The following is a 3,650-nucleotide window of genomic DNA, read 5'->3' on the forward strand; positions in this document are numbered from 1 at the left end:
TGTTTCAGGTCCACGATGGCGCCGCTGTGTGGGGGAAGCGCCTGAGCGATCTTGAACGACGGGGGAACCGCTCAGGCACTGCGGGGGGTGGCGGTGGTGGTCTCTGGCTCGACCAGCTGGTGGTCCCGCTGGTCGAGGTTGACGAAGATCATTCCGTACCTGATGGCACAGCGAACGGGTCGTGGGGCTCCCCGGGGCCGGCGAAGGCACCGGTAGGCGCGGACGTCCTCGTCGTCCTCGCGGGCGACGACGATCGGCTCCCCGAAGAGAGTGACCATCAACGAATCACCACGGTGGGGGATAGCCGTGACGAGATCGATGAAGTGCCACCCGGATCGGTACGCGGTCGCCATCTCACGCCGGAAGACACGGTCGTCCGGGGGAACGCTCATGCGTCGGTACCAACCGGAGCGAAGTCCCATGAAGGCTCACCTGGAGCCGCGATCACCTTGTGCGCCGGCGCAGTGTCCCACGAGGGCTCCCCGGGGCTGCCCAGAGCACCGAGAGCACCGAGAGCAGCCGCAACGGCTATAGCGCTAAGTGCGCGAACCATCCTGGTCATGACCGATCTCCACCTCTTTTGGTCCTTACCTCCTCCCCCGCGCCTAAGACGATGGCTCACTCGGAACGCTTCCACCAGCGGAGGCAGGCATCATGTTCCTGTAATTCAGGACCCTGAGGGGGGTGCAAATGATGTCAAAGAGGGGCGATCACCGACATCAGCATGGTCCGGATGAACTCTGCCCGGCCGGCAAGGACCTCTACGCGGCCGCTCTGCGCACGGGACGGATAACCCGGTCCGAGATCGGGGCCGCTCCCTGCCTCGTCGATCTCGCACTGTTGCACCCGGATCCGGACGATCCGGAGCTGCTGCGGCCGGTCGCTCCGTCCATCGCGCTCAATCAGCTGATACACCCAATAGAGCGGGAGATCCAGCAGCGGCGGCAGCGCACTATTGCGCTGGCCGACACGTTTGAGCCATTCATGGCCATCACCGCCCAGGATCCGCCCTCGACCAGCGCGATCACCGTCCTGGAGGGCCTCGAACTCATCAACGCGACGCTCGACCGCGTGACGTCCGAGTGCACCGAGGAGATGCTCACGGTGCAGCCGGGCAGCGGTCGCCGACCGCACATCCTGCAGGAGGCCCTCCGCCGCGTCGAGCCCCTGCTCGACCGTGGCATACGGATGCGCACCCTGTACCAGCACACGGCCCGCCACCACTCCTCGACGCTGGCCTACGTGGAACGGATCTCCCCGTTCGGCCTCGAGGTGCGCACCCTCGAGGAGATCATCGACCGGCTGATCATCGTTGACCGGAAAGTTGCCTTCGTACCCGCGCGCAGCGACCGCCGTGTCGCCCTCGAACTACGGCACGAAGGCCTCGTCCAGTACCTCGTCGGCGTCTTCGACCAGTTCTGGTTGCACGGCATACCGTGGGAGGAGGAAGTCGTCGCGTACGCCCCCGTCCCGGACGGCATCAGCGGCGTCCAGCGCTCCATCGCCAAACTGCTCATCGAAGGCCATGTCGACGAGGCGATCGCGCGCCGCCTCGGCATGAACGTCCGTACCTGCCGCGCCCACATAGCCAAGCTCGCCTCCGCCCTCGGCAGTGGTTCGCGTGCGCAACTCGGTTATCTCATCGCCCAGTCCGGAATCCTGGAGCAGGACCACTCCGGAATCCTGGAGCAGCAGGACCACTGACCATGTATCAGCCCACCGCCGCCCCGGAGCCGATGGGGCGGCCGGGCCGGCCCGGACCGGCGGCAGAGCTCCTCCCCTGACCTGCGCCATCGGTGCTGACAGCGGGCCCACCGGCATGCGATCATCACGCCCGGCGCTCCCCCCACACCCCTGGTGCCGCCCCCACGCTCCCACCGGACCGAGAGCGACCTCCCGATACTCATGCCTCAGCGTCTCCGCGCTGCCTGCGCGACGGCCGCCGCCGCCATCGGCGCAGCCTCCGCCGCACTCGCCCTGCCGGCCACCGCCCACGCCGCCACCGTCACCTGCGCGGACGGCGTGTGGAAGGCCTCGTACTACGCCAACACCACCCTCACCGGCACGCCCAGGCGGACCGTGTGCGACACGTCCATCAACGAGAAGTACGGCACCGGCGCCCCCGCCGGCACCACCCTGCCCAAGGACAACTTCTCCGTCCGCTGGACCACCAGCCGCGACTTCGGCTCGGGCGGACCCTTCACCCTCACCGCCGCCGCGCAGGACGGAGTCCGCGTGTACGTCGACGGCGTCCGCAGGATCGACGCCTGGAAGAACGTCAGCACCACCCAGACGAAGACCGTCGGCGTCACCGTCCCCAAGGGCCGCCACACCCTCCAGGTCGACTTCGCCGCCTGGACCGGCGCGGCCAACATCGGCTTCGCGTACAACCCGGTCACCACCGCCGCGGCCGACAAGGTCAAGCCGCTCGCCCCGACGGGCGGGAATACCGCGTACTCGGCCACGACATACCGGCCGACCGTCACCTGGACCCGCAACCGCGAGATGGACATCGCCGGATACCGGGTCAAGCGCTGCACGGAGCCCTGCAGCTGGCAGACCGTCAGCGGGCCCGCCCTGCTGACCGGCACCTCGTTCACGGACGTGCCGCTGGCGAACGGACGGCTGTACTCCTACGCCGTCGCGGCCGTCGACAAGGCGGGCAACGAATCGCCCCTGGGCGGCGCCAAGTACGCCGTCACCACCGATCTGCCCGACCCCGCCGTACCGGAGGGGCCGGCGGCCACGGACACCGCCAAGGGCATCACCCTCGGCTGGGCGGCATCCGACCGCGCCACCTCCTACCGCGTCTACCGGGGCACCGACGTGTCCTCCCTGCAGGCGGTCGGCACCAGCCCGACGCCCACCTTCACGGACACCGCGGTCAAGGACAACACCATCTACCACTACGCGGTCCAGGCCCTCGACGGATACGGCAACGAGTCCGTCCGCAGCGCCACTCAGGAGATCCGGCGCGGGGACCACCGGGTGCCCTCCGCGCCCACCCTGACGGCTCAGCCCTACGGCTCCTGGGACGGCGTACAGCTGCGCTGGACCGTGCCCGCCGGGGACAGCGGAAGGGACATCCGCGTCTACCGCTCCACCGGGTCGCCCGTCCCGGCCGGCGCCACCCCGATCACCACCTGCCGGGTGGACCACCTGACCAGGTCCTGCGTCGACGAGGGCGACCTGAAGCGCGGCACGACCTACCACTACGTCATCACCCAGGTGAACGTCGACGGCGTGGAGTCGCCCCGGTCCAACCAGGTCACCTTCACCCGGCCCGGCGACTCCGCCCCACCGGCCGCCGTCACCGGCCTGACCACCGCCCTCACCGACGGCGGCGCCATCAAGGTCGACTGGAACGACAGCCCCGAGCCGGACCTCCTGCGCTACGAGCTGCGCCGCGCCCGCGTCCACGAGGACGAGGACGGCACGGTCCTGGAGGTCGTGACGACCGAGTACCTCGGCGCCGGCACCTCGGAGTTCCTCTACCAGCCCGTACCGGACGGCGAGACCTGGGCGTTCTTCGTCGTGGCCGTCGACACGTACGGCAACGCACTGCCCTGGCAGACCGTCCCCGGCGGCTATGTCACCGCCACCGAGCCCGGGGAGCCGGCGCCGGAGGAGTGAGCCGGACGGCACACAGC

At 69.4% G+C, this 3,650-nt stretch carries 3 protein-coding genes; 2 read left to right on the forward strand and 1 reads right to left on the reverse strand.

What is annotated here, in order from left to right; genetic code table 11:
- Positions 1-71 precede the first annotated feature (71 nt).
- Complete coding sequence (locus ACWGI8_RS41460; protein WP_453668623.1) at positions 72-392, reverse strand: (2Fe-2S)-binding protein; 321 nt, start codon at positions 390-392, stop codon at positions 72-74.
- A gap of 298 nt (positions 393-690) precedes the next feature.
- Here ACWGI8_RS41460 and ACWGI8_RS41465 point away from each other — a divergent pair, with 298 nt between their 5' ends.
- Both ACWGI8_RS41465 and ACWGI8_RS41470 read left to right on the forward strand, forming a co-directional pair.
- Positions 691-1,704: a helix-turn-helix transcriptional regulator gene (locus ACWGI8_RS41465; protein WP_453668624.1), complete on the forward strand. Its 1,014-nt coding sequence runs from the start codon at positions 691-693 to the stop codon at positions 1,702-1,704.
- A gap of 201 nt (positions 1,705-1,905) precedes the next feature.
- On the forward strand, positions 1,906-3,633 hold the full coding sequence (locus ACWGI8_RS41470) for a fibronectin type III domain-containing protein (protein ID WP_453668625.1): 1,728 nt from the start codon (positions 1,906-1,908) through the stop codon (positions 3,631-3,633).
- Positions 3,634-3,650 lie beyond the last annotated feature (17 nt).

The organism is Streptomyces sp. NPDC054841 (genome assembly GCF_053611045.1).

Coding starts and splice junctions, on each gene's coding strand:
- ACWGI8_RS41465 (WP_453668624.1), top strand. CDS start 691: ATGATGTCAAAGAGGGGCGATCACCGACATCAGCATGGTCCGGATGAA.
- ACWGI8_RS41460 (WP_453668623.1), bottom strand. CDS start 392: ATGAGCGTTCCCCCGGACGACCGTGTCTTCCGGCGTGAGATGGCGACC.
- ACWGI8_RS41470 (WP_453668625.1), top strand. CDS start 1,906: ATGCCTCAGCGTCTCCGCGCTGCCTGCGCGACGGCCGCCGCCGCCATC.